This window comes from Rheinheimera oceanensis (assembly GCF_018831085.1).
GTDB classification, from domain to species: Bacteria; Pseudomonadota; Gammaproteobacteria; order Enterobacterales; family Alteromonadaceae; genus Alishewanella; species Alishewanella oceanensis.
Map to the genome: position 1 here is coordinate 114,516 of NZ_JAGPNM010000003.1, position 22,854 is coordinate 137,369.

At 49.4% G+C, this 22,854-nt stretch carries 20 protein-coding genes; 14 read left to right on the forward strand and 6 right to left on the reverse strand.

Annotation, left to right across the window (positions count from 1 at the left end):
- The first annotated feature begins 39 nt into the window (after nucleotides 1–39).
- Nucleotides 40–1,749, forward strand: coding sequence for an esterase/lipase family protein (locus J3B89_RS08650; RefSeq protein ID WP_215397145.1), 1,710 nt, complete (start codon nucleotides 40–42; stop codon nucleotides 1,747–1,749).
- A 317-nt stretch (nucleotides 1,750–2,066) separates the two neighbouring features.
- A complete protein-coding gene (locus tag J3B89_RS08655) occupies nucleotides 2,067–4,541 on the forward strand; it encodes a TonB-dependent receptor (protein ID WP_215397146.1) in 2,475 nt (824 codons plus the stop codon).
- Between the two features lie 54 nt (nucleotides 4,542–4,595).
- On the opposite strand, the gene J3B89_RS08660 is transcribed toward J3B89_RS08655, so the two are convergent.
- The gene (locus tag J3B89_RS08660; protein WP_215397147.1) at nucleotides 4,596–5,597 is read right to left on the reverse strand and encodes a LacI family DNA-binding transcriptional regulator; all 1,002 of its coding nucleotides are present in this window, start codon (nucleotides 5,595–5,597) and stop codon (nucleotides 4,596–4,598) included.
- A 131-nt stretch (nucleotides 5,598–5,728) separates the two neighbouring features.
- On the opposite strand from J3B89_RS08660, the gene J3B89_RS08665 reads away from it, so the two are divergent.
- The 6 genes from J3B89_RS08665 to J3B89_RS08690 all read left to right on the forward strand — a co-directional run bounded on the left by J3B89_RS08665 (nucleotide 5,729) and on the right by J3B89_RS08690 (nucleotide 12,843).
- Nucleotides 5,729–6,241, forward strand: coding sequence for a gluconokinase (locus tag J3B89_RS08665; protein WP_215397148.1), 513 nt, complete (start codon nucleotides 5,729–5,731; stop codon nucleotides 6,239–6,241).
- Nucleotides 6,242–6,317: 76 nt separating this feature from the next.
- On the forward strand, nucleotides 6,318–7,706 hold the full coding sequence (locus J3B89_RS08670; protein WP_215397149.1) for an MFS transporter: 1,389 nt from the start codon (nucleotides 6,318–6,320) through the stop codon (nucleotides 7,704–7,706).
- A 27-nt stretch (nucleotides 7,707–7,733) separates the two neighbouring features.
- Complete coding sequence (locus J3B89_RS08675) at nucleotides 7,734–10,118, forward strand: GH36-type glycosyl hydrolase domain-containing protein (RefSeq protein WP_251372318.1); 2,385 nt, start codon at nucleotides 7,734–7,736, stop codon at nucleotides 10,116–10,118.
- A gap of 17 nt (nucleotides 10,119–10,135) precedes the next feature.
- Nucleotides 10,136–11,146: a Gfo/Idh/MocA family protein gene (locus J3B89_RS08680; RefSeq protein WP_215397150.1), complete on the forward strand. Its 1,011-nt coding sequence runs from the start codon at nucleotides 10,136–10,138 to the stop codon at nucleotides 11,144–11,146.
- Nucleotides 11,147–11,228: 82 nt separating this feature from the next.
- Nucleotides 11,229–12,137, forward strand: coding sequence for a LysR family transcriptional regulator (locus J3B89_RS08685; protein WP_215397151.1), 909 nt, complete (start codon nucleotides 11,229–11,231; stop codon nucleotides 12,135–12,137).
- A gap of 157 nt (nucleotides 12,138–12,294) precedes the next feature.
- Entirely contained in the window at nucleotides 12,295–12,843 is a 549-nt protein-coding gene (locus J3B89_RS08690; protein WP_215397152.1) for an acyloxyacyl hydrolase, read from the forward strand.
- On the opposite strand, the gene lpxH is transcribed toward J3B89_RS08690, so the two are convergent.
- Nucleotides 12,840–13,604: a UDP-2,3-diacylglucosamine diphosphatase gene (gene lpxH / locus J3B89_RS08695; protein ID WP_215397447.1), complete on the reverse strand. Its 765-nt coding sequence runs from the start codon at nucleotides 13,602–13,604 to the stop codon at nucleotides 12,840–12,842. The two genes, J3B89_RS08690 and lpxH, sit on opposite strands and share 4 nt — an antisense overlap.
- A gap of 21 nt (nucleotides 13,605–13,625) precedes the next feature.
- Entirely contained in the window at nucleotides 13,626–14,120 is a 495-nt protein-coding gene (locus tag J3B89_RS08700; protein ID WP_215397153.1) for a peptidylprolyl isomerase, read from the reverse strand.
- A gap of 156 nt (nucleotides 14,121–14,276) precedes the next feature.
- On the opposite strand from J3B89_RS08700, the gene cysS reads away from it, so the two are divergent.
- Together cysS and J3B89_RS08710 are read left to right on the forward strand one after the other, a co-directional pair.
- Nucleotides 14,277–15,656, forward strand: coding sequence for a cysteine--tRNA ligase (cysS, locus tag J3B89_RS08705; protein WP_215397154.1), 1,380 nt, complete (start codon nucleotides 14,277–14,279; stop codon nucleotides 15,654–15,656).
- Between the two features lie 290 nt (nucleotides 15,657–15,946).
- Nucleotides 15,947–16,645 (forward strand): transposase, encoded by a 699-nt coding sequence (locus tag J3B89_RS08710; RefSeq protein WP_215397155.1) that lies wholly within the window; start codon nucleotides 15,947–15,949, stop codon nucleotides 16,643–16,645.
- A 251-nt stretch (nucleotides 16,646–16,896) separates the two neighbouring features.
- On the opposite strand, the gene J3B89_RS08715 is transcribed toward J3B89_RS08710, so the two are convergent.
- Nucleotides 16,897–17,811 (reverse strand): LysR family transcriptional regulator, encoded by a 915-nt coding sequence (locus J3B89_RS08715; protein ID WP_215397156.1) that lies wholly within the window; start codon nucleotides 17,809–17,811, stop codon nucleotides 16,897–16,899.
- 124 nt (nucleotides 17,812–17,935) lie between these two features.
- Between J3B89_RS08715 and J3B89_RS08720 the strand changes: the two genes are divergently transcribed.
- The 3 genes from J3B89_RS08720 to J3B89_RS08730 all read left to right on the forward strand — a co-directional run bounded on the left by J3B89_RS08720 (nucleotide 17,936) and on the right by J3B89_RS08730 (nucleotide 19,544).
- Entirely contained in the window at nucleotides 17,936–18,769 is an 834-nt protein-coding gene (locus J3B89_RS08720; RefSeq protein ID WP_215397157.1) for an SDR family oxidoreductase, read from the forward strand.
- A 1-nt stretch (nucleotide 18,770) separates the two neighbouring features.
- The gene (locus J3B89_RS08725; RefSeq protein WP_215397158.1) at nucleotides 18,771–19,316 is read left to right on the forward strand and encodes a lipocalin-like domain-containing protein; all 546 of its coding nucleotides are present in this window, start codon (nucleotides 18,771–18,773) and stop codon (nucleotides 19,314–19,316) included.
- Between the two features lie 69 nt (nucleotides 19,317–19,385).
- Nucleotides 19,386–19,544, forward strand: coding sequence for a hypothetical protein (locus J3B89_RS08730; protein WP_215397159.1), 159 nt, complete (start codon nucleotides 19,386–19,388; stop codon nucleotides 19,542–19,544).
- Here J3B89_RS08730 and J3B89_RS08735 read toward each other — a convergent pair.
- Nucleotides 19,541–20,425 (reverse strand): LysR family transcriptional regulator, encoded by an 885-nt coding sequence (locus J3B89_RS08735; protein WP_215397160.1) that lies wholly within the window; start codon nucleotides 20,423–20,425, stop codon nucleotides 19,541–19,543. The genes J3B89_RS08730 and J3B89_RS08735 overlap by 4 nt on opposite strands.
- A 134-nt stretch (nucleotides 20,426–20,559) precedes the next feature.
- Here J3B89_RS08735 and J3B89_RS08740 point away from each other — a divergent pair, with 134 nt between their 5' ends.
- The gene (locus J3B89_RS08740; RefSeq protein ID WP_215397161.1) at nucleotides 20,560–21,954 is read left to right on the forward strand and encodes an MATE family efflux transporter; all 1,395 of its coding nucleotides are present in this window, start codon (nucleotides 20,560–20,562) and stop codon (nucleotides 21,952–21,954) included.
- A gap of 20 nt (nucleotides 21,955–21,974) precedes the next feature.
- Here J3B89_RS08740 and J3B89_RS08745 read toward each other — a convergent pair whose 3' ends face one another.
- Entirely contained in the window at nucleotides 21,975–22,724 is a 750-nt protein-coding gene (locus J3B89_RS08745; protein WP_215397162.1) for a FadR/GntR family transcriptional regulator, read from the reverse strand.
- Between the last annotated feature and the right edge of the window lie 130 nt (nucleotides 22,725–22,854).

Below are 22,854 nucleotides of genomic sequence, written 5' to 3' on the forward strand. Positions count from 1 at the left end.
AGCGGAAATCAAACCTGTTTTTAAATTACAGGAGTAAAAATGTTGCAGCGTTACCGTGTAGGGCAATTGTGTCTTCTGCTGCTTATTATGGCATTGCAGGGTTGTAGCCAGGGTAAATATATCTACTGGAAAAAACCTGCAGCGATGCCGGAAGAGGCCGTAACAGGCTTGCTGGCTTACCAGTATATTGCATTAAATCAGGTGTCAGATGCGGCTATAGCAGATTATTGTCTGCAACTCACTGCCCAGCGCTCTGCGGGGTATCAGCTATTTTTGTTACAGCTAAGCTGTGCAGAACGTTGGCTGGCACAGCCACTGGATGATCCGCAGCGCCAGCAGGCTATTGGCTACTATAACCGGGCATTAATGCCGCTGGTCAGGGCGGCGTTGGCGCAGCAGGACACTAAGGCGTTGAATTTGCGGCTTGAGTTATCGGCAGACAGCGATGAAAGTGGCCAGGCGTTTGAACAGTTTTTTCTGGCGGCTGATCTGCAGGCTTATGACCCTTTTATGTTACGCCAGCAGGATAATGGTTTAGGCATTGCTGTAGTAGGGCAGCGTGCAAACACCGGCTCTGAGCAGGATCGTTATTTTCCACCCGAGGGGATTTTCCGCCCGCTTACTGTGATGCCGGTAAAGCTGGATTTTAGCAACCCGGTGCTGCCGGTGCTGACATTACGCGGTGTTTATATGCAACAGCAGCAACACTGGCCGGTAGCCGGGCAGCAATATCCGCTGAATTATGATCCGGCAGCCGCGTATTTATGTTTAGTAGAAGTGGCGGTGGCCGATCAGTTAGAAAAAACCGGCTTGTTTAATGCTGACAAAGTAGACGAAAAATTGGGTATTTATGCCATAGAACCGCTAAGTGAAGATAAGATCCCGGTTTTGATGATCCATGGTTTAAATTCCAGCCCGTTGATATGGCGCCGCTTAAGCTGGGCGATATTTTCTGATCCGCAGCTATCGGCCCGTTATCAGGTGTGGCATGCATTTTATCCGTCCGGCCCGCCACCATTTTTTAATGCCATGCGTTTAAGGCAACGCACTGATGAGCTGCTGCAGCATATTTCACCAGACGGTAAGGCAGTAGCTGCAAATAATATGGTACTGATAGGCCATAGTATGGGCGGTATTATCAGTAAAACCTTTGTACAAAACAGTGGTAATGCATTATGGGATACCACTTTTTACCGGCCTGCAGCTGAACTGCCGGTAAATGCCGACACCCGTCAGAGCCTGCAGGATATTTTTATTTTTACGGCCCGGCCTTATGTAAAAGCGGTAGTGTTTATTGATACACCGCACCGCGGCGCGGCTACAGCTGACGGCTGGATAGGCAGATTAGCGTCAGCCATGATCACGCTGCCAAGAGCGGTGAAAAACGTGTTTGGCAATATGTGGCTGGCATTAACTAAAGATGATATTAAACCGGCCATGCGCAGCTACATGCGTGGCTTTGGCCCTAACAGTGTTGATGTATTATCGCCAAAGCATCCGTTGGTGCAGCAATTAAACTTGTTACCACTGCAGGTGCCGGTGTATTCGGTAATAGGTAATAACAGGGCGGACCGCTGCGTCGACTTTGCTACATGCCCGGCATTAAATGACAGTGTAGTGCCCTATAGTAGTGCGCATTTACCCCAGGCCGTGGCAGAGTATGTAGTTGCCTCAGAGCATAACTCTTACCAGTCAGTGCAAGCTATTGAGTTTATTTCGAAAATCTTATCCTCAGATATAACTTTCTAACGGCGCTGCTCCGGGTGCTTAACTGCACCTTGTGGCAGTTGCTGGTGCAATAACCGCTTTTTTCCTTGACAAGCTACCTGCTTTCGCTCTAATTTAGCCCAATTATTAAAATATGGTTGCGCAATCATTTTTGGTTGATGGCAGTTTTGATGAAGCTTAAGTCAATAACTTGCTGTATTTAATTAGCCTGCTGTAGGTTTTTTTTGTATAACTTTCAGTTAAATGGTAGCGCAAACATTTGTTTGATAAAAATAACTGAGCCTTGTGTAAGTGCTTGAGCTGCAGTAACGACAACAACTCCGGGGGGAGAAACAATTATGCCAATCAGCAAAAAACCAATTACCAAATTTAAGCAAAGCTATCTTCTGATTTCTGCTGCCTTGTTTGCAGCCGGAGCAAATACTGTATATGCGCAAAGTGCTGAACCTGCAGCAGACGGCAGCAGTGAAGCGCGTGCGATAGAAGTCATCCAGGTAAGCGCCACCAAACGGGTAACAACTATCCGTGAAACACCGCTGGCGGTTACGGCTTTTGATCAGAATGCACTGGACGACAACCACGTACTGCAACTGGATGATTTACAAGGCATAGTGCCGAGTTTACATATTGCCCAAAATGGCACGCAAAATACACCTATGGTATACCTGCGTGGTATCGGCTCGTCAGATCAAACCGAAAGCGGTGATCCGGCAGTAGCCTTTCACGTAGACGGCGTTTATTCTGCCCGCTCTCAGGGCGCTTCAGCACTGATGTTTGATTTAGAAGGCGCCGAAATTCTGCGCGGGCCACAGGGCACCTTATTTGGCCGTAATGCCACCGGTGGTGTGGTTAATCTGCATACGGCTAAACCTAAGCTGGATTACTTTGAAGCCAATGCCGAATTTACGCTGGGTAACTATGACCGGCGTGCCACCCGCGCCATGGTTAACTTGCCGCTGACCGATACGCTGGCAATTCGTGTGGCCGCAGCTATGGATAAATCTGAAGGTGTGGTGGATATGGCGCCGGGTTCTGCCATGGGCAAAAAGTACGGCTCTACCGATTTGGCGGCAGCCCGTATCAGTGCGTTATGGCAGCCAAATGATAATTTTGACTGGTTTTTGTCATATGAAAACTTTACTGATCAGGGCACCGGCCATATTCCGACAGTAAGTGGCGGCTCAAACCGTTCGGCCTATATTCAGGAGCCGGGTTTTAATGACTTTGTGATCGACAGTGTGCGTACCCGGCTAAATTACAATTTCGATAATGGTATTACGGTGTCCTATATCGGTGGTTATACCGATTCGTCGCGCGAATCGGTGTGGGACAGAAGCTGGAGCCCGGACAAATATGAGTGGGGCGGCTGCGTAGAATGTACCCATGAAGCCACCCAGCATGAGTTGCAACTGAAAAATGAAGACAGTGCCCGCCTGCAGTGGATGGTTGGCCTGTTCTACTTTAAAGAAAACAACAGTACTCACTTTGATATAGTGCACCCGGACGTAGACTACGAAGGTGGCAACACACCTAACCCGAATTTATGGTCTACCTACCGTCAGCCGGATCGTGGTCTAAAATCTAACAGTATTTATGCCCAAAGCACCTATAAACTTACTGATGAATTCCGTGTCAGTGTCGGGCTGCGTTATACCGAAGACGAGCGCTGGGACAGAGGCGGGCGTAACATTATGTGCCCGGATGTTAAACGCACCGAAAACCTGCCGCTAAACAGTGACTATGTCGGCCTGCTGGACCCGGATAATCTGCTAAATGGCCTGGCACCAAACAAACACCTGGTACAACCCGGCCAGTGCTGGGTAGACACCTACAACGATACCAGCCCAAGCTGGGATAAAACTACCGGTATGGCGCGGCTGGAATGGGATTTCTCACCCACTATCATGCTGTACAGCTCTTATGCTACCGGCTTTAAATCCGGCACTATTCAGGATGGTGGCCAGTACACCGGCACCGGCCCGTTTACGCAAGCTGATCTGGACGCCATCATTGCCAGAAACAACAATGAAGCCGCTGGCACCAATGCTTATGTGGCTCCGGAAGAAAATACCAGCATTGAGCTGGGCCTAAAAGGTTCGTTCCTCGACAGCACTTTGCAGGTATTTGCTGCTTTATTCAGCACCGAATACACCGACTTACAGGTAACCAGTAATGTGACCACCGAAACCGGTGCTGACTTATTACGCAAAACTAACGCCGGTAAAGCCACTATTAATGGTTTGGAAGTAGAAGCCAAATGGCTGGTGGGCCGTAATGGCGAGCTGAACGGCACTATGTCGTATCTGGATGCGAAATACGATGAGTTTTTCACTACCGACTCCAGTTATGGCGCCGACGGTATAGCTTTTAACCCGTCAGCCGGTAACCCGAATTTACCTAATTTGCTGGATTTCAGCGGTAACCGTTTGGTGCAGGCGCCAGAGTTTAGTATGTCGCTAAGCTATGAGCATTTCTTTGAGTTAAGTAATGGGGCTTCAGTACGGCCACGCCTGCGTGCCAGTTACTCGTCAGAGATCTGGTTTGATCCGGCTAACCGTGGCGACAGACCGGAAGGTTTCCGTAATCTGCCTTATGCCGCAGACATTGACCGTCAGGATGCGTACACCAAGCTGGATGCCAGCTTGGTTTACCAGCCATCGGCCGGTAACTGGAGTCTGGAAGCTTTTGTTAATAATCTGACTGACAAAGCAATAAAAAGCGACCAGGGCCGCTGGAACAGCAACCCGGTACCTAACTATATGTGGCAGGCGCCACGTACTTTCGGGGTGCGGGTAAAAGTGAGTTTTGATTAATTACGCTGGCCAACGCCGCTGATATAACAGCGGCGTTGTTATTTATGCTGCAGCTCAGGTTGAGCTGCGTACCATAATATTGTAACCGACATCTACCGGAGCCAGCGCATGGCGGCCCTTACCAGCAGCGCTAAACAACATTTCTACTGCCTGGCGGCCCATATCAACGCGTGGTGATGCCACAGATGTAATGGCAGGTTCTACCAATGCTGAGGCTTCCAAATCATTAAAGCCGCAAATGGCAATATCTTTGGGCACGTTTAAATTCATGCGTTTACTTTCAAACAAGGCCCCCAGCGCCAGATCATCATTACAGCAAAATACCGCATCGCACTGGTTGTCTGATTCGGCAATTACGGCCTGTAACAGCTGGCCGCCCAGTTTAATCGACGAGGGTTGCACCGTGGTTTGAATAAAACTGCGGCAGGGCTGTGGCCAGTCGGCTATAGCTTGTTTAAAACCTGCCAGCCGCTGCTGGGTGCGGGGGTCCATGCGGGCTCCGACAAAGGCTGGTGCACGATAGCCACGTTGCAGCAGATGTTTCGTCATATCGTAACTGGCCTGATAATGCGAAAAGCCAATATTCATATCTATCGGCTGATTGGTCAGTTCCATTATCTGTACTACCGGAATATCAGCCTGCAGTAACAGTTTACGGGCGTAATCGGTTTGTGCTGCCCCGGTAACAATAAAGCCTTCCGGCGACTGGCTAAGCAGGGTAGCAATCAACTTTTCTTCTTCTAACGGCGAGTAATGACAGTCACCCAGCAACACCTGTAGATTTTTCGCTTTAACCGCCTGATAAATACCCTGCAGTACATCGTTAAATACGATATTGGATAGCGACGGAATAATAACAGCCAGCACGCCGGATTTTTTCGATGCCAGTGCGCTGGCGGCATGGTTGCGGATATAGCCGATCTCGTGAATGGCTTTTTCTACTTTATTGCGTAATTTGTCAGATACCTTGGTTGGATCTGTCAATACCCGTGATACTGTGATGGCGCTTACACCGGCAACTTTGGCAACGTCTTTTAAATTTGGCTTTGGGCTCATAAGCTTAGTTCTGCAATCTTTTACATGACAATACTGTATTGCTGGTTGTTAGTCAAAATGGTTGCGCAATCATTGTTGCTGGTTTAAGCTTGAAACCAACAAGCAACACTAACAGGAAGCAGCAGCTTATTATGCGCGCTACAGTAAGCAAAACGATTGTGATTATGGGCGTGGCCGGTAGCGGTAAGTCAACCGTTGGCCGGTTACTGGCGCAGCAGCTGGGCTGGCGCTTTATTGAAGGTGACGATTATCACAGCCCGCAGGCAAAACAAATGATGGCCAGTGGTATACCGCTGGCCGATCATTTACGCGAAAGCTGGGTACAGGCTCTATGTAACGAGCTCAGTGCCTGCAAAGCAGCAAAGCAGCCTTGTGTGTTAAGTTATTCCGGTCTAATTGCCCGTCACCGCCAGCAAATTCGCAGTAGTGCAGATAACGCACACTTTTTTTATTTGCAGGGCGATGCCGCGCTGCTGGCACAGCGTCTGGCGCAACGGCAAAACCATTTTATGCCACCGGCTATGTTGCAAAGCCAGTTGCTGACCATGCAAAGCTGCGACAATGAAACCGATATAACCATGCTGGATATCACATTGCCGGCAGCAACGCTGGTACAGCAGATAACACAGTTTTTAGCCGCGTAAATCGATACCTGATTGCGCTATCATATTCAGCCGCAGAGCTGATGCCATAACAGTTCATAATAATGGATAACAGGGTATGACCGCTTCAGCAAGGCAACACACAACAACGCAGCAGAGTGCCACACCGGTAAAGCTGCGCGAAAAAATAGGTTACGGCCTCGGCGATATGGGCTTTAACTTTTACTGGACTAATATTTCAGCTTTTTTGCTTATTTATTATACCGACGTATTTGGTATTTCAGCGGCAGCTGCCGGTACTATGATGTTGGTAACAAAAATTATTGATGCTTTTACCGATCCGTTAATGGGGGCTGTTGCCGACCGCACCCGCACCCGTTTTGGTAAATTCCGGCCTTATTTATTATGGTTAGCGATACCTCTGGCCGCCGCCGGTGTACTGACTTACAGTACACCGGATTTGGGCGAAACCGGCAAGCTGGTATGGGCTTATGCTACCTACACCTTGCTGATGCTGGTGTATACCGCTATTAATATTCCGTATTCTGCGCTGTCCGGCGTTATTACCAGTGACAGCCAGCAGCGAACGACACTGGTAAGCTTTCGTTTTATCGGCGGTTTTAGCGGCGGCATCCTGGTAACTTATTTAACACCCAAGTTAGTGCCGTTACTGGGGCAGGGCGATGACGTGCTGGGCTGGCAACTGACGATGCTGGTGTTTGGTATCGCCGCTGCCTTAATGTTTTTAACTACCTTTTTAACCACCCGTGAGCGTATTGAGCCTATTAACCGGCAATCCACAGCAGTGCTGCAGGACCTGGTCGATTTAAAGCATAACAAACCCTGGCTGGTGTTGTTTGCGCTGGCGCTGATTATTATGGTTACCATTACCATGCGAGCCGGCAGCGGCGTGTATTATTTTAAATATTATGTTGAAAGGCCCGACTTAGTAGGCGAGTTTTTATCTTCCTATATGTTTGCGCTGGCACTTGGCGCTGCGGCCACGCCATTGATGACCCGCTTTATTGATAAAAAGCATTTGATGGTGTTACTGATGTCCTTGGCAGGGATGCTTTCCATCAGCCTGTACTTTGTACCGGCCGATGCCGTCGGTGTTATTTTTGCGCTTAATCTGGCCATTGGTTTTGTACTGGGGCCAAAGTCGCCGCTGGCGTTTTCTATGTATGCCGACACGGCCGATTACAACGAATGGCGCACCGGGCGCAGGGCTACCGCCATGACCTTTGCTGCAGCAACATTCTCGCAAAAGCTGGGCGGGGCTATAGCATCGGCCTTAATCGGCTGGCTGCTGGCTGCTATTGGTTATGTCGCTAACGAGCAGCAAAGCAGTGGCTCGCAAACCGGCATAGTACTGCTGATCTCGGTAATCCCGGGAGTTATCGCGCTGCTGGCAGCCTTTGTGATGCGTTATTACAGCCTGGACAATCAGCAACTGGCAAAAATTCAGTTAGACCTGCAACAGCGCAAGGCAGCAGCCAGCGCATAAGATAATTTTACCCGGAGTATTACTTTGATGGCAGCCTCTGGCATGCAACCTGGCAACAACGGTCAGCGTTATGACTTATTCAGCCCGACAACTATGCCGCTGGCAGCGGCATTTTTATGGAACAAACAGTTAATGGTGCAACTGAACTGCCGTGGCTATGCCACCGCGCAGTTTATGCAACCGGAACCGGCCAAATACGCCCATGCGCCAACTCTTGAAGCAAAAACCTTTATGCAGCCGGAGCAGCCTTACTATGCGCATCATCCGGGCCGCTTTGTTTACATTAAAGATGAGCAAAGCGCTGAGGTGTTTTCGGTACCCTACGAGCCGGTGCGCAGCAAGGCCGACAGCTTTGTATTTTCGGCCGGTAAAAGTGATATTTGCTGGCAGTTGCAGCAACAAGGCTTGCAGCTGCAATGGCAGCTATGCTTAAGCCCGGACCAGCCCCATGAGCTGTGGCAGCTTACTGTTACTAACCTCAGTGCACAGCCACGTCAGCTTAGCATTTACCCCTATTTCCCGGTCGGTTATATGTCGTGGATGAACCAGTCGGCAAAGTTTGAACCGGCGCTCAATGCCATAGTGTGTTCATCGGTTACACCATATCAAAAATATCCCGATTACTTTAAAAACAAGCTGTTAAAGGATAAAACCTTTTTGCTGGCCGAGCAGGTACCCACCAGTTGGCAATGCGCACAACAAGCGTTTGAAGGTGAGGGTGGCCTGCATGCACCGGATGCTTTACAGCACACCGAGCTTGATGGCGGCGATGCCTTATATGAAACCCCGGCCTGCGTTATGCAATACCGGCTGCAACTGGCCGGAGGGGCACAGCAGGTTTACCGTTTTGTGTTCGGCCCGGCACTGGATGAAAGTGAGATAGCCGCAGCCCGCCAGCGTTATTTTTTAACGCCGGATGGTTTTAGCACAGCGCAGCAGCAGTACAGCGATTATATTGCCCAAGGGCAGGGCTGTTTACAGATAGAAACGCCGGATGCGGCACTGGACAACTTTGTCAACCACTGGCTGCCACGCCAGGTGTATTACCACGGCGATGTCAACCGGCTAACTACAGATCCGCAAACGCGCAATTATCTGCAGGATAATATGGGCATGAGCTATGTGCGGCCAGAAGCGTTTCGCGCTGCCTTATTAACGGCATTGGCGCAGCAGCACAGCAGTGGCGAAATGCCGGACGGTATTTTGCTGCACCCCGATGCCGAGCTGAAATACATTAACCAGGTGCCGCATACCGACCAGTGCGTGTGGTTGCCGGTATGTTTAGCTGCGTACCTGGCTGAAACCAACGATACGGCCTTATTGCAGCAAACTATAGCTTTTGGCGACAGTGCAGAGCCCGCTACTGTGTTTGAACATATTTGTCGTGCCATGAGCTGGTTACTGCATAAACGCGATGCGCGCGGCCTGAGTTTTATTGAACAGGGCGACTGGTGCGATCCAATGAATATGGTTGGCTACAAAGGCCGTGGTGTATCGGGTTGGTTGTCGTTGGCGGCGGCTTATGCGCTTAACTGCTGGGCTGATATTTGCCAGCAACTGGGTGAGCAGCAACGCGCTGAGCAATACCGCAAAGATGCAGACAATTTTAATCAGGCGGTTAACCATTACCTGTGGGACGGCAAATGGTATGGTCGCGGCATTACCGATGACAACGTAGTTTTTGGCATCAGTAAAGACACTGAGGGCCGTATTTATCTGAACCCGCAAAGCTGGGCCATGTTAAGTGGTGCTGCTAACAAAGAGCAGCAGCAACTGATGCTGGCCGAAATTGATGCCCAACTTGCTACCCCTTACGGCGTGCAAATGCTGGCGCCGGCCTATATCGCTATGCGCGAAGATGTGGGCCGGGTAACACAAAAGCATCCGGGTTCGGCCGAAAATGGCTCGGTGTATAACCATGCGGCGGCATTTTACCTGTATGCGTTGTATCAGATTAACCAGCCGGACAAAGCCTTTGCAGTACTGCGGCAGATGCTGCCTGGCAGCACAGAGCAAGATTGTCTGCAACGCGGCCAGTTACCGGTGTTTATTCCTAATTACTATCGCGGTGCTTACCGGCAGTTTCCGCGCACAGCCGGGCGCTCCAGCCAGTTATTTAATACCGGCACGGTGCACTGGGTGTATCGCTCGTTAATCGAAGGGCTGTTTGGCGTAAAAGGTTGTGCAGAAGGCTTATTACTGCAACCGCAACTGCCAGCCGATTGGCCACAGGTTAAACTTAAGCGGCAGTTTCGCGGCGCAGAGTTTGCTATCCTAATGCGCCGGCAAAGCGGCATCAGCAAGGCACAGCTAAGTGTCGATGGCCGCTTACTGCCACAGCCGCTTATCACTGACATTGTCGCCGGCCGGCATTATCAGGTAGAACTGTTGCTGCCTCAGCCAGCTAAGTAACCGCATAAGGAAAGGCTATGATCCGCATTGGTTTATTAGGCGCTGCCCGTATCAGCGATAAAGCAATATTTCAGCCGCTCAAGCAACTAAGAGGTTTTGCCTTGCAAGCGGTAGCCGCCTCCTCGGCAGAACGGGCCGGCGAGTATGCCGGTGCGCATGGCATTTTACATGTCGCCGACAGCTACCAGGCTTTGCTTGAGCGTAGCGATATCGACCTGATTTACAATGCGTTGCCACCTTCAGAGCATGCGTATTGGACCATACAAGCCTTACAACAGGGTAAGCATGTGTTGTGTGAAAAGCCGTTTGCTATGAATGAAGCCGAGGCTCAAGCTATGGTGCAGGCGGCAAAAGCTTCCGGCAAGGTATTGCTGGAAGCCTTTCATTACCGCTTTCACCCGTTGTTTGTTGAGGTAATGCAACTGGTGCAGGCCGGTACTATTGGCAGTATCCGCCATTTGCGGGCGAATTTTTCGGTGCGGATCCCATATTTTGCCGGTTCGCTACGGCACGAGGCGGCGCTGGGTGGCGGTGCCATGATGGATTTAGGCTGTTATCCGCTGCATTGGGTACGTACTATTATGGGCAGCGAACCTAAGGTACTAAGCGCTGATTGTATTACCGCCGGGGCAACTACCGGCGGGCCACAGATTGATATCACCACTCAGGCGCAGTTGCAATTTGCTGATGGCGCTATTGCCGATATCGGCAGCAGCATGGCAGAGCATTTAAGCCGTACGCCAGATACCAGCCTGGTGCTGGAGGGCAGTTTGGGCAGTATTGAAGTTAGCGGGCTGATTACGCCGCAACAGGGCAACAGCATTAAACTGATTACTGCCGGCTCAGAGCGGCAATACAGTGTGCCGGGCAGCAGCACCTATTATTATCAGTTGCAGCATGTGCAAGACTGCCTGCAAGGCCGTGCTACAGCCTTAACCGGCGGTACAGACGCGATTAACAATATGCGCCTGCTGGACCAGATCTATCAGCATGCCGGGCTTTTAAGCCGTGGTAGCTGCCGCCGTTAGCCGCGGCAAGTGCAGTTGGCATTGCAGCGCTGCTGGTTGTTGCCTATTATGCCGCTTACACTAGCATAAGGGTAATACCGGCATGGATCATCTGTTAGCCATTAAAGTGTTTTGTCGTGTGGTAGAAGCCGGCACCTTTAGCCGCGCTGCAGATTTACTCGATATGCCAAAATCCACCGTAACCAAGCTGGTACAGGAGCTGGAAGCGCATTTACGGCTGAAGCTGCTGCACCGTACTACACGCCGGGTAACAGTAACGATGGAAGGCGCAGCCTATTACGAGCGTACCACTAAGTTACTGCACGAGCTGGACGATATTGAAAGCAGTATCAGTAATGAGCAAAGCATACCGCGGGGCCGGTTAAAGGTTGATATGGCGTCTGCCATCGCGAACGTTATACTGCTACCGGCATTGCCGTCTTTTATGCAGCAATATCCTGACATTCAGCTGGAGCTGGGTGTCAGTGATACCAATATCGACCTGCTGACCGATAATATAGACTGCGTGATCCGCGGCGGTGAGTTAAATGATACGTCATTGATTGCCAAACGTATTGCCGAGCTGACCTTTGTCACCTGTGCTGCACCATCTTATCTGCAGCAGTTCGGCACACCGCAAACGCCGGACGAGTTAAGCAGCAAACATCGTGTTATTTACTATCGTTCACGTAAAACCAACCGCGTTATGCCACTGCGTTTTAGCAACCGGCAACAATCAATGGAAATTCAGCAGCAAGGCTGCCCGTTATCGGTAAACGACAGCACAGCGCAGCTAACTGCTACCTTAAGTGGGCTGGGAGTAAGCCAGTTGCCATTATTTATGGCCCAGCCTTATCTTGATAACGGCAAGTTGCAACTGTTGCTGCCGGATTGGCAGCGCGCGGCCTTTCCGCTGTATCTTATTTACCCGCCTGGCCACCATCTGAGCGGCCGCTTAAGCGCTTTTATCAATTGGGTTATGGCGGTGTTTCAGCCTTACCGGCCTTATTAAACCAGACTGAGACAAAACGGAATAATTTATACCAAAACATTATTCACCACCGTGAATAATGTTGTCACCGAAATGCTGTTTATTTAATTTGTACCGATCGGTATATTATCACCATTGACAGTTGGCCCAAACGGGCCGGTAGGGTAAAGGTGAAAATATGCAACGGTGGCTGGCAGCATTAGTATTGTTATTTGGAATAATCGGGCAGGTGCGGGCTGATATACGCACAGAGCAAATTTCGCAGCTTTCAGTGGAGTATTTAAAAGGCGAAGGCCGGGTAAGTGGTGTGCGTTTGGGATACCGGCCGTTGGAGTTTCACTTTACCACCTTACCGCTGCTGGGCGATGCCAACATGTATCTGGAAGCCAGCAGTAACTTTTGGCAATACGGCCAGCCATCGCAGTATCAAACTAATGTGGCGCTGGCATTGTCGCCGGTACTGAAAAAGCAATTTGCCAATTGGTACGGTAAGCCAGTGTTCTGGGAGTTTGGTATTGGTGTCAGTATGCTGACTAAACGTGAATTTGCCGGTAAAGATTTAGGCTCGCATTTTCAGTTTGAAGACCGCCTCGGCCTGCTGATCGGGCTGGATCAGCAAAACAGCAAAATGCTGGCTATCCGTTATATGCATTATTCAAATGCCGGTTTATCCAGCCGCAACCCCGGTATGGATTTTCTTAATATCGCTTATTCCTGGCGGTTTTAAACCGCCGGGTTGTTATCTGCCAGTGGGTTAAAATACAACTGCCACTGGCTGGCGCTCACTTTCAAATAACTGCTTTGTGTATACCAATCGCCCAGTACATAGCGCTCTGCCATTTTGCCGTTAACGTCCAGTTTATGCACTGCAGGCCTGTGGGTATGGCCGTGGATCAACTTTAATACCCCGGCTTCTGCCATTACTCTGGGTACTTCGTCCGGGGTAACGTCCATAATTTGCGGCTGCGCCTGTGTCATATATTGCTGCTTATATCTGGCACTTTTGGTGCGGGCTTTACGGGCCAGGCGCTGGCGATACCATAACGGCATATTCAGCATTAGCCACTGCCACCAGGGCTGGTTCCACCATTTACGGAATTTCTGGTAGGCAATATCCAGCGTACACAGGCTATCGCCATGCATAATAAGCGTTGGCTTGCCGTATAAATCAATTACCTTTGCTGGCGGTAATATGGCCATACCACAGCGTTTGGCATAAGCGTTACGCAGGAAAAAGTCGCGGTTGCCATGAATAAAATACAGCGCTACGCCGTTATCGCTAACGGTTTTAAGTGCACGGGCTACCTCTGCCAGTAATGGCTCGGGGTTGTCATCACCAATCCATACTTCAAATAAATCGCCCAGAATATACAAGGCTTCAGCGTGCATGGCTTGCTCGCGCAAAAAGCGTAAAAAGGCGGCGGTAATATCGGGCCGATCTGCCGCTAAGTGCAGATCGGCGATAAACAGCGTGTGCTGTTCAGGCATAAGCTCAGGCATCAACAGCGCTTAAGCGTGCAGTTCAGCTTTTTCAATCACAACCGGTTTTACCGGCACGTCGCTGTGGCCGGCATTGCGGCCGGTGGCCACTTTTTTAATCTCGTCAATCACGTCCATGCCTTCAACCACTTCGCCAAATACGCAGTAGCCCCAGCCAGAGCCGGTTTCAGAGCTGAAGTTTAAAAAGTCGTTATCGGCCACGTTAATAAAAAACTGGCAGGTAGCAGAGTGCGGGTCATTGGTACGCGCCATGGCAATAGTGCCTTTTTTGTTTGGCACTTTGTTGTTGGCTTCGTTTTTAATTTTGCCTTTGGTGTCTTTTTGCTCCATCTCAGCAGTAAAACCGCCGCCCTGGATCATAAAACCGTTAATAACACGGTGAAAAATGGTGTTGTCATAAAAGCCGTCTTTCACATAGCTGATAAAATTTTCTACCGTAGCAGGGGCTTTGTCGGCAAACAGGTTTAATTTAATTACGCCGTAATTGGTATGTAAGCTAATCATAATAAGGTGTCCTCGTTAAAAGTGGCGGTATTCTACCGTACGCTGAGCAAATCATAAAGCAAGGATAGCCGCGTTACGGTGCCGGTGATACACTAGCGCGCTGGTGCAGCAGCTGCACTGATTTAGCGTTTTTAGTCAAAGGACTTCGGGGAAGACATGTTACATATTTATAATACCTTAAGCAGAAAAAAAGAACTTTTCACACCAATTGAACCCGGTAAAGCAGGGCTCTATGTCTGCGGTATTACCATTTACGATTACTGCCATGTCGGCCACGCCCGTACCTATGTTGCCTTTGACGTAATAAACCGCTACCTGCGCTTTTTGGGTTACGACGTAACCTATGTGCGTAATATTACCGACGTAGACGACAAAATTATTAAACGCGCCGCCGAAAACAACGAAAGCTGCGACGCCTTAACCGAGCGCTTTACCCAAGCCATGCACGCCGATTTTGCCGCGCTGGGTTTAATGCCGGCCGATATAGAGCCGCGCGTTACCACCCATATGGCCGAAATTATCGCCCTGATTGAAACTCTGGTAGCTAAAGGTTATGCCTATGTCGCGGCCGATGGCGATGTGTTGTTTGATGTGAGTAAATACGAAGCTTATGGCGAGCTTAGCCAGCAAAACCTGGAGATGCTGCAATCCGGCTCACGGGTAGAAGTAGCCGACAACAAAGACGATCCGCTGGATTTCGTATTATGGAAAGGCGCCAAGCCAGGCGAGCCGTTCTGGCAATCGCCATGGGGCAATGGCCGGCCGGGCTGGCATATTGAATGTTCCGCCATGAGCGCCAAACATTTAGGCGAGCATTTTGATATTCACGGTGGCGGTTCAGACTTACAGTTCCCGCATCATGAAAACGAAATTGCCCAGTCGACCTGTGCCCATGGCCACAAGTACGTTAATACCTGGATCCACACCGGTATGGTGCAGGTAGATAAAGAGAAAATGTCTAAATCTTTAGGCAACTTCTTTACGGTAAAAGACGTACTGGCAGAGTATAACGCCGAAGCGGTACGCTACTTTTTATTGTCCAGCCAATACCGCAGCCAGCTGAACTATTCCGCTGAAAACCTGCAGCAGGCCCATGCTGCCTTAGGCCGTTTGTACACCGCACTGCGTAATGTAACGCCAGCTGCCAGTGTTGATATGCAAAGTGATTATATCGCCCGTTTTAAAGCTGCAATGGACGATGATTTCAACACCCCGGAAGCCTTACCGGTATTGTTTGAACTGGCGCGTGAAGTAAACCGCTTTAAAGAAACCGAACCGGCCAAAGCTGCCGAGCTGGCTGGTATATTAAGCTTATTAGCCGGCGTGCTGGGCTTGCTGCAAGGCGATGCCGAATCCTTCTTACAATCAGGTGCATCGGATGATGATGTAGCCGAAATTGAAGCGCTAATAGCTAAGCGTAACAGCGCTCGCGCTAACAAAGACTGGGCAGCAGCAGACGCCGCCCGCGATGCGTTAACGGCAAAAGGGATTATCGTAGAAGATAAAAACGGCGTAACCAGCTGGCGTAAAGGCTGATTAAGTTGCTTCGATAAAAAACCGCCTGCTGGCGGTTTTTTTATGCTTGAGATCTGCAGTAGGCAGCGCCTATAAGTTAGCTGATATTTTCGTGAATGTTAGAGAAAAAAATAAACGGGGTCAGATAAATAAACGGGGTCAGATAAAAATTAAAATAAACGGGGTCAGATAAGATAAACGGGGTCAGATAAAAATTAAATAAAATAGACTAAGCTGATAAACAGGGTCAGATAAAAATTAAATAAAATAGACTAAGCTTAAGCCGTAGATCAGTAACCTGAGGATCTGTAATGGCAAGACTTCGCCGAGTTCATTTAGCAGGTGTTCCAGAGCATATAATTCAGCGCGGCAACAACCGGCAGGTGTGTTTTGCGAATGACGATGATTTTGCCGCTTATGCGTATTGGTTGAAAGAGTATTCGGATGCATTTGGTGTTCATATTCATGCGTGGGTGTTTATGACAAACCATGTGCATTTGTTATGCACGGCGTCTGACAACACCGGCATTAGCCAGATGATGCAAAGCCTGGGTCGGCGATACGTGCGTTACTTTAATCGGAGATACAAACGCAGTGGCACCTTGTGGGAAGGACGGTTTAAATCCTGTCTGGTGCAGGAAGAGCACTATGTTTTGGCGGTGTATCGCTACATAGAAATGAATCCGGTGCGGGCTGGTATGGTTAGATCGCCCTCGGAATACGCTTGGTCCAGTTACGCCATCAATGCGCTTGGTAAGCAATCTGCGTTGTGCCTGCCGCACCCTTGCTATCTGGCACTGGCAGTTTCTGAGGCCGAGCGGCAACAAGCCTACCGTGATTTGTTCAGAAGCGAAATTAACGAAGCCCTGTTGTGTGATATTCGCAGTGCGGTAAAAAGTGGTATGGCGCTGGGTAATGACAGCTTTAAGCATGAAGTGGCAGATTTAACGGGGCGACGGCAGCAAATGGGGCAGAGGGGGCGGCCTGTGGGTTGGCGTAAGGAGCTTTAATTGTTATCTGACCCCAATTATCAGGGTTGGCGTAAGGAGCTTTAATTGTTATCTGACCCCAATTATCATGTTAAGAAACTCAGTAAGAGCTAACTTTGCAGTAGAGCTGTAAACAAACGAGCTGATGCTCTTCTAAACAGCATGACTGTTTATTAAGGATAATTAGGATCAGATAAAAATTAAGATAATTAGGGTCAGATAAAAATTAATAAGGCTAAGCTTCAGCCGTCGCTCAGTAACCTGAGGATCTGTTATGGCAAGACTTCGCCGGGAATATTCACTTCTTTGAGTATATCGATAAACGCACGTAATGGTGCCGGGACATGGCGGTGGCCGGGATAATAGATGTAGTGCCCCGGTTCTGCAGGGCACCAGTCAGCCAAAACAGGCACTAAGAGTCCGCGTTGGAGATAGGGGTTGGCGACAAGGTCGGGAAGATAGGCAATGCCCATTCCTGCCGATGCAGCTTCAGCCATTAGTCCGAGATGGTTGAGAGTCAGGGAACCTTCGACTTCTATTGAGAACTCTTCTCCTTCCTTTTCAAAATCCCATCGGTAAAGCTTCCCACTGGGCATTCGATGCCGGATGCAAGTGTGTCTTAGAAGCTCCTCCGGGGTTTGTGGCGCTGGGTTTTCCGCTAAATAAGTTGGTGCCGCGACTGCCAGAAACCGGACTTTCGGGCCGAATCGGACAGCGATCATGTCCTGGGGAACGGTTTCACCCAGGCGAATACCGGCATCAAAACCCTCTGCCACGATATCAACAAGGCGTCCCTCGCTTACCAGGTCGATTTCAATATCTGGAAACCGCTCTTTAAATAGCGGGATCACATGGCACAACAGCATACGTGCTGCTGTTTCACTGGCGTTTAGCCGAACAACACCACTAAGTCGATTCTGTTTAAGTTCAATTTCCTCAAATGCGGCATCAAACTCGCGAAGCAGCGGGCGGACTCGTCCCAGTAACATGGCCCCTGCGTCGGTCAACGCCACACTTCGGGTTGTTCGGTTAAACAGCCTGACACCTAATCGTGTTTCCAGAACACGCATCATGTGGCTCAGAGTAGATGGCGGCATGCCCAAGTCATCCGCAGCCTTACGAAAACTACCATGCGTGGCAATAGCGGAAAAAGCGGCCAATACATTCAGGTCGGGTTTCTTATTCATGTAAAAAATACATCTACTTATGCAACATAAAACGGATTATCACATCGGTGTGGGGGTCTTACAATCATAAAAAGTAACGATATAACGTGAGTTTCGATAGGTGAATTTCCAAAGGAGACAACAGATGCAGAAGACATGGTTTATAACAGGTACCTCTACTGGCTTGGGGCGGCTAATGACAGAAAAGCTTCTGGCGCGTGGCGACAGGGTTGCCGCGACATTACGCAAAGCTGGCAGCCTTGATGATCTTAAAGCGCAATATGGTGATCTTCTTTGGGTGGCTCAGCTTGATCTCACAGAGGTGCACCAAATACGAGAGGTGGTTGATGCCGCTTTTGTTGAATTTGGTCGTATTGATATCATAGTAAGTAATGCGGGATATGGTCTTTTCGGTGCGGCAGAAGAGTTAAACGATGCTCAGATCTCGCGACAAATTGCTACTAACCTCACTGGTTCTATCCAGCTGATACGGGCCGCTTTGCCTCATTTACGTGAACAGGGTGGTGGCCGTATTGTTCAGGTTTCATCAGAAGGTGGACAAATTTCCTATCCAAATTTCAGCCTTTATCATGCTACCAAGTGGGGAATTGAAGGATTTATCGAGGCCGTCGCTCAGGAGGTTACGGGATTCGGCATCGATTTCATGATTGCTGAACCAGGACCAACCCGAACAAATTTCGCAGCAGCGCTCGATTGCGCGCAGCCCTCCGAGATCTATGCTGACACCTCTTCAGGGGAACTCCGCCGTCTTATTTCCAGCGGAGGATTTACGATTCGTGGTGATGCAGCCAACACCGTAGACGTGTTAATCGAGGCGGCTGACCTGAATACCCCGCCATTGCGACTCGTACTCGGCAGCACTGCCTATGAAAATATCCGTGCTGCCCTCATCAATCGACTCGAAACACTGGAAACCCAACGTGACCTCGCTCTGCTGGCCGATAAAAAGGAAAATTGATATGCTCGATGGCAGAAAAACACTTGTATCGGGCATTATTGCAATGGTCCTGTCGATTGGCACTTCAGCAGCTGTGCAAACTCCGAACAAGGTAGCTGGAACCTGGCGGATGTCCTCCGCGACAGTTGAGGTTGATGGAGCAACGTCATTTCCCTATGGGCCGGAACCCCGCGGTATGCTGGTGTTTACCTGTGATATGCATTTCGTGGAGTTCATTCATGATCCTCGTATCCCCCGTTTCAAATCGAATGAGCGTGGCAGTGGGACAGACGAAGAGAACAGGAATGTCATGGCAAGCACTCTTGCTTTGTATGGCCAATATTCAGTTGATACCGACGGCAATTTCAGCGGAAATACTGTTGAAGGTTCGTCGTTCCCAAACTGGATCGGTGATGTTCGCACAACGAACGAGTTAACGATGGCGGTTGAAGACAACCGAATGATTGAGAATTTCCAGCGCCCGGAGGGGGCAAAGGTTACGATCATCTGGAAGCGGGCAACGCCTGACACGGGAGCGGCCGTAAACCCGGGTTTATGCAACGGATAGAAATAAACGGCGCTATGCTATCTGGCACTGGCAGATTCTGAAGCAGCTCGGCAACAAGCCTATCGTGATTTGTTTAAAGGCGAAATTAACGAAATCCTGCTGTGTGATATTCGCAGTGCGGTAAAAAGTGGTATGGCGCTGGGTAATGACAGCTTTAAGCAGGAAGTAGCAGATTTAACAGGGCGGCGGCAGCAAATGGGGCAAACAAGCTTGCTGATGCTCTGCTAAACAGCACGACTATTTATTAAATGGCGCATTTTTTCTGTTATCCACTCCGTGATTTCACTGCTCGGGCTGTCGAGGCGTTTTACTATGCCTATTTCAATTAATATATCGCTTAAAAAGTCGGTTTTTACCGCTGTTATTTGCTCAACAAACCACTGCGCTCTGGCAATATGTTCCGGCACTATTGCCCAGCCCTGATTCTGCGTTACCAGCTCACAAATTAAATAGTAACTGTCTAAATCCCAATGGTTTGGGCTTAATGCACTTTCGCGGTTCTCGCCCGAACGGTTACATAGCACAAACTGCCGGTGCTGCTGCAGTTGCGCCAGGCTTAATACGCCGGCATTGGCCAGCGGGTGCTTGTTACCGACAATCAGTATTTTTTTAAAATGCCCTAAAGACTGTAAGGTTAAACCCTCTGGTAAGGCACTGTTGCTGAGCATAAAACCAAGGTCGGCTTTTTGCCTGGCAATGGCCGTGGCAATGTCGTCTTGTGAGCCATTGGTAATAACCAGATGGGTGTTTGGAAATAAATCGCCGACCTGAGAAAAAATAGAGTGGATGGTTTCCAGCGGTAAGGCTTCATCTATTGCGATACGTAGCGAAATGGGCTCTTTACTGGCTGCTGCCATTGCTCTTGCATCCAGGCGCAGGCACTGGTTAAGCACGGCCCGTGCTTCAGGCAGCATTTCTTTACCCAATGCGGTTAAGGCCGGAAATTTCGAGCGGCGGTCAAATAACTCAAAGCCTAAATCGAGCTCTAAATTAGCAATGGCACTGCTGATGCGTGACTGCGCTTTGTGCAGCTGCCTGGCCGCGGCGGAAAAAGAACCCAGCTCGGCAGCGGTAACAAAGGCCAGTAATTGATCTAAGGTCCAGTTCATTGCTATCTCCTTATGCGGCGCTGTTAACAACAGTTGTTTGGTTTATACGTATCCGCTATGCGGATGGTAGCTAACTTTAATGTATCTTATTTTTATATATCATGCCGGTGTTTCCACTCTATGGGTAGCAAGTCATGCAAGTTGTAACACCGGTTCAGCCGTCACAATCGGTAGCTGGCGCATTTTGGCGTTTTGCCATTCCGTCTATCGTTGCCATGTTAGTCAGCGGTTTGTATCAGATTATTGATGGCTTTTTCGTTGGCCACTTTGTTGGTGCCAACGGGCTGGCAGGCATCAATATGGCAATACCCTTGCTGGGTTTAATTATGGGCTTTGGTTTGCTGGTGGGTATGGGCGGTGGCAGTGTGTTGTCTAAATACCGCGGTGAAAACAATCTGGCTGCCACACAGGCAACACTGGTTACCGCGCTTTTATTGGTAGTGCTGATTGGCTTATTCGCCACCTTGGTGTTTATTACTTTTGGTAAAAGCCTGCTAACGCTGCAAGGCGCAACGGGCATAACTATGCAGATGAGCTGGAGCTATGTGCAGACGATGTCGTTTGGTGCGCTTATTTCTATTGGGGCCAGTGCCATGCCGATGCTGGTACGCAATGACGATAGCCCGAATCTGGCAACGGTGTTTATTATCGTCGGTGCCTTAACCAATATTGCGCTGGACTATGTGTTTCTGGCTCATCTGGATATGGGCTTACAAGGTGCAGCCATTGCCACTTTAATTGCGCAACTGGCCACCTGTGTGTTGTGTCTGCGTTATTTTATATCGTCTAAAGCCAAAACTACTCTGGCAGTAAAACAATTTGATAAAGCTATTGCCATACGCATTGTGCAATTGGGTTCATCCAACCTGGTGATGTTTATCTATTTCAGCTTTGTTATGGCATTCCATAATATGCAATTTATGGCCTATGGCGATACCACGCAATTAGCGGCTTTTGCGATTGTCGGGTACTTAGCCAGCTGCTATTTCTTCTTTGCTGAAGGCTTGGTAAGCGGCTTGCAGCCACCGGTAAGCTATTACCTGGGCGCCAGACAATACCAACGCATTACTGAAACGGTAAAACTGGCGTTTTCTGTCACTATTGGTTCGGGTATAGCTATGGTGATACTGCTTAATCTTTTTCCGCAGCTGTTTATCAGTATCTTTACCACAGGTAATGAGGCATTGCTGGAGGCAAGTAAAAATGGTATCCGTCTGCACCTGATGGCCCTGTTTTTAGATGGCTTTTTGTTTATGGCGGCTATTTACTTTGTTGCCGTTGGTAAGAGTGGCCAGGCACTGTTTGTGTCCTTGGGCAATATGCTAATTCAGTTGCCATTTCTGTTTATTTTGCCGAAGTTCCTTGGTATTGCTGGTGTTTGGCTGGCTGTGCCGTTATCCAATATTGCCTTTGTATTGATTGTACTGCCGATGCTGTTGCTTAACCTGAAAGGCCTGAGGCAACTGCATAAGCAGCAGGGCAACACAGATAGGGTAGTGGCTAAGCATCCTGCTTTTGATGCCGGTTAATTTAAGGGATGCTTACCGTTTTAGTCGGAAATCAGCACTAAATAAGCCTGGGTTACTTCGCTGATATGTGCCTGCATAGCCGCTCTGGCGCCGTCGGCATCGCGCCGGCTAATGCACTGATAAATTTTTTCATGCGCCAGAATATTGGTCCCGGCTACCTGTTGCTGAATTTTTCGCGTAAATAACCGGCTTAGCTCTGAGCTTTCACGCAGTTGCCACAGCCATTCAATCATCGACTGCAGTGCACTATTGCGGGTGGCACTGGCAATTAACTGATGAAATTTGCCGTCGTAAGCTTCGGCCTCAGTGCTTTTTTGTGCCTGCACCAGCAGTGTCATCTGTTGCAGGTAAGCCTTGAGTTTTTGCAGCTCTTCATTACTGATGCGTTCAGCTGCCAGCGCAGCGGCATCGCCTTCCAGCAGTAAGCGTGCTTCCATAATTTCCAGCGGGCCGGGGGCGTCGTCGGCCACTATTGAGCTTTTCAGGCCGTGGCGTTTTTCGGCGGCTTTTTGCACATAAATACCAGAGCCCGGCCTGATTTCTACCAGGCCGGATACCTCCAGCGCAATTAATGCTTCGCGTACCGTTTGTCGGCTTACGTCATAACTTTGTGCCAGATCGCGCTCTGCCGCTAAGCGGCTGCCGGGGCTAAGTTCGCCGGTGCTGATCCGCCCGGCCAGTTTTTCGGCAATTTGCAGATAAAGCCTTGAGCCAGCGGGTGTCGGGCGCAGTGGGCTGGTGTTGGATGATAGCTGTACAGTTTTTGTCATGATACTCATTTAAAAAAAATTGGACGGACCAATTATTTTTTTATTGTAAATTGGCCTGTCCGAATGCTAGTGTCTATAAATCGGCCAGACCAATTTAGTCGGTCGGTCAGCACTATTCAAGTTTTTAGTT